Genomic DNA, 4140 nt, shown 5'->3' on the forward strand with positions numbered 1-4140 from the left:
GGGATGTGAGGCACCTGGGATCGATAGGGCCACGCACCCTCAGGTCAAGGCGCAGCTTCCTATCCGTTTCGGTGGAGAGGAAGTCGCGATTTTCCTCAACGCCAATGAGGAGCACACCATCAATGCTTGAATGCTTGGTCAAGAAATGATCAACGACCTGTCGATCGGTGAAGGTACCGCCCAGCGATGCCATAGACGCATTGCTGCGAAACAGCCCGCAATCACCATCGCAGGGCCACCAAGAGTTTGAATGCACCCTCATGAGCCCCTTCTAGCTGGCCAGTCTTCGCTTTGAGCGCCTTGTAGAGCGGATTGACCTCCTTTGAAGGCGCGACATCGTAGCTGGTGTAACTTGCAATCGTGTTCGTTTGAGCAGGGTCGTAAGTGATTGAGAAATCAAACTTACTATCTGAAGGTTTGAATAAGTGCGCCTGGTGCGGCTTCGTGGCGATCGATTTGAGCCAAGGCATGATCTCGATATGCAGGAGCGCAATCATCTGGCCTCTGTTCGGGAGGGCAAGTTGGACTATGACCTGACCTCGCTTTCCCGTTCGTCCGGGGTTCTACCCCGAAATCACGGACGGTTGTGAAAGGGTTGAGAACTTCAGATCGCGCTTGGCGGTCCTCCGTCGCATCCGGCGGTTGTGGAACCGCTCGATGTATTCAAACACATCGGCTTTTGCCGCATCGAGTGTTGGGTAGCTCATTCGGTAAATCCGCTCGCGCTTGAGCATGCCGAAGAAGCCCCCGCATGCAGCGTTGTCGCCGCAATGTCCGACCGCGCTCATCGAGCACACCAGCGCATTGGCTTTCAGGTAGCTCTGATAATCGCCACTTCGAAATTGGCTGCCACGATCGGAATGTAGGATTACCAGATTGCGGCCCTGACGCTGCCAGACAGCCATCTGCACTCCTCGAATCACCATCTGCCGGTCTTGTCGGTGATGCATCGACCAGCCCACGACACGCTGGTCAAACAGGTCCAAGACGACACACAGATACAGCTTGCTCTGTTGCGTCTTGATCTCGGTGATGTCGGTGACCCACTTTGTTTCTGGTTCCAGCGCGGTGAAGTCCCGCTCCAACCAGTTACGCACGCCAGCGGGCGCCAGTACAGGCCGGCTGCGCTGGCCGCGACGCTTGGGCCGCGGCCAGCCCTGCAAGCCATCGCCTGCCATCAATCGAGCTACGCGATTGAGACTGACGGTTTCACCGTCATCAACCAGGTATTCCCGCATCCGGCCTGCGCCTAACACGCCATGGCTGTCTTCGTGCAATTCACGGATGCGCCCGAGCAAGCGCTCGTTGTCGAGCTGACGGGGACTGGCCAGGCGCTTGCTCCAGTCGTAATAACCGCTGGCCGATACCTGCAGGCACCGACACATCAGTCGAACCGGAAACGCATCGCGGCAACGTTCGATCACCTGATACCTCAGGATGATCCCTTGGCAAAGAACGTGGCCGCTTCTCGCAAAAAATCCCGTTCCTTCTTCACCCGTGCCAGCTCTCGTTTGAGCTGGACCAGTTCCTCGTCCCGCGGCGTGCCCGTACCTACAAAGGCCACTGGGCCCTGGCTCTTGGCCCCACGCCTCCAGCGGGTCAACAGTGTGTTCCGAATCCCCAATTCCCGTGCTACTTAGGCGCAACTGACGCCGGGATGGTTTGCCTGTTCAACTGCGCCACGCTTGAACTCTGCACTGAACTTCCTTCGCTTCGACATGAACACTCCTCAAGGCCTCGGTCGGCCTTCTCGTAAGTGTCCGTGATAACGGGGGTGAACCCGACCAACCCTAGACGCTCCCGGATTTTTGCAACCAGCTCTGGATCAGAGCGAAGGAGCTCGATAATTCGCCTTTGATACGTATCAGCATTCACGCGAAGGCCAGAAGAGAACTCATTCAGAAGCGCCTTGTTCCGAAATACTTTTAACAGGGGACCTATGCCGCTGAGCGCTGCCTCGCGGAGCGCATTACTACAAATCTGCTCAGCTTGATCGTAGCAGTCCCCAGCATTAGCCGAAGCAACACAGTGATCAACAGCACTGACCAAGTCCTCACGAGCATTCCCTCTGGCAGCTACCCTACCGAGAAGGTATCTCAGCCGATACTGCGCGCGCTTGATGATTGTACTGCCCTTAACCCTCTCCATTGCTACCAATGAAAGTCTTTCCGCCCTGGAGAGCATCTCCGCCCTCTTTGGATTGTCAGTCAACCACTTTTCAGCATAAGCATCGATGCACTCAGGAAGCAACAAAAGGTTCTCAACCCCGGCAACAGGCAGGACGTGGACTCCAACACCAGAAAGCACAACTATCTCTTCTTCACTCAAATCATCGCCATCCACGATACCCTTCGGCAAGAAGTGATGCTGAGCGAAGTGCCTAGCGAATGATTGCGTTGCATTGCGAACCTCGCCACAGCCTCCACACGGAATAATGTAGAACTCTGGAAAAACGGCATCATAGATCGCCACGTCTCGGCTACCACTCAACCCTTCCACGAACAGCGTAGGCCGACGAGACCCCAGTATCTTGAGCACTACATCTTCGGGAAGTTGATCACTTGGCTTCACAACCTCCCAATCCCATACCCCTGCAGGAGAGCCCGCGCCCGGCGCAGTGTAGTCGTACACTGCAACTTTTGTTGCTTCATGACGGCTAGACGCGAAATCAAGATCGTGTGTAATGTAGATGAAAGTACAGTCTTTCCTCTCAGCCTCTAGAGTATCCCAAAGCTTCGACAGTACGCTTCTATGCAGATGCAACTCAGGCTCATCAAGCACCAGCGCCATGTTGGCCGGCGCCAGCAAGACATGCGCAATTAGGTAGAACCCTGTACGTTCGCCATCACTCATCCTACTGGCGGGGTAGTTATCGTTTTGATCGGCGCTTCTTGCGAGCACCTTATAGTCTCCCCAATGCAACGATCTTTCGCTGAATATCGCGGACCAAACGCGATCCAACCGTGATATAGGATCCTCCCCAAGTGATATTTCGTCGGATGCCTTACCCTCTCTAACTTGATTTGCGATCTCTCTATCGAGCTCGGCGCGCCTTGCAAACATCGCATTGAGGAGAAACCTAAAGTCGTCCAACGTACCTACCGCAGGATCGATGTAGTTGACCCTACTTGAGTGGTTAACTGGCCCTCCATGCTCGGAGCCACGCTTGAGCTGCTCATCCGCTACCGCAGCACTCAAACGAGCGGCGTCATCAGGAAGCAAGAGCTGGCGCTGTGCACTGACTCTGTGAGCGCGAGCTTGCTTGTTCGGCGTGTAACTGGACGGATCTGTACTCTGGATGATTGCATCTGGTGCTTCGATCCAAGTCCCGAGCCTACTCTTCCCGGACCCGTTCGCGCCAATAATTACGACAACACCTGCGTGGACCACTTCTCCGGCATCTGCTCGGGAGGGGTTAGGCATTGGTAGAGGAGAAAGTGGCGCAGCAGGCCGGGAGCTTCGGAGCATCTCGTTCACGTCCGTGTTTAGGGTCGCGTTCATCAATTTCTCAACAAATGAGTAAGTGAGCTGATTTGCGATGATACCGGCGAAGCGATAACGGAGGCGGCTTTCCTATATTGAAAGGGATTTGAGGCAACTCAGCCTCGAACCCATCGACGCAGATCAGCCCAATAAAAAAGGGCCTTCCTCGCGAAAGACCCTTCGAGTCAAACTACCGCGGTTATTAGAACGGTTGTGAACCCACAGATCGCAGCGCTCTCAACGCGAAACCATCGCAAGTTCCTGTATCTAAAGGCTTTTTCTTGATCATTGAAACTCGCATTTATACATTGAGAGAGGTTTTTGTTGTAAAAGACGGATTTCGAGCCGAAAGCGACCGCCTTTTTCTACATAGGTAGCAATCCTAGCAGCGCGCAGAGGCAAGCGCTTACTTACCGCTTCGGGCACCACCTTTGGCGTGCTGGTCAAGGAACTTGCCCATCGCAACCTTTTTCTTCAGCACGTCGGCCGGGATCTCGAGCCCCTCTCGTCGCGCAATGGCAACCGCGTACTGGATCTGCGCCTGGGACGGTGGCCTCAAGTCATAGTCCAAGTACATGTCAACGACCGGACCGACAGCCTGCGCAACCCGATTGGCGAGTCGCTGAAGCTTGACCGGATCCGCTCTCGAACACTGCT

The 4140-nt window shown here is 55.0% G+C and carries 2 protein-coding genes and 3 pseudogenes; all 5 read right to left on the reverse strand.

The window, feature by feature from the left end; all coding sequences use genetic code 11:
- A partial coding sequence (locus tag ACVOLL_RS20450) for a hypothetical protein (RefSeq protein ID WP_481514555.1) occupies positions 1–193 on the reverse strand: 193 nt, incomplete at its 3' end.
- A gap of 28 nt (positions 194–221) precedes the next feature.
- Entirely contained in the window at positions 222–497 is a 276-nt protein-coding gene (locus ACVOLL_RS20455; RefSeq protein WP_481514556.1) for a hypothetical protein, read from the reverse strand.
- A gap of 66 nt (positions 498–563) precedes the next feature.
- Positions 564–1720 (reverse strand): annotated as a pseudogene (locus tag ACVOLL_RS20460) (IS3 family transposase).
- A 482-nt stretch (positions 1721–2202) separates the two neighbouring features.
- A pseudogene (locus ACVOLL_RS20465) lies at positions 2203–3501 on the reverse strand (AAA family ATPase); the annotation flags it as partial.
- Between the two features lie 388 nt (positions 3502–3889).
- Positions 3890–4140 (reverse strand): annotated as a pseudogene (locus ACVOLL_RS20470) (hypothetical protein); the annotation flags it as partial.

This window comes from Stenotrophomonas sp. STEN035, from assembly GCF_056759935.1.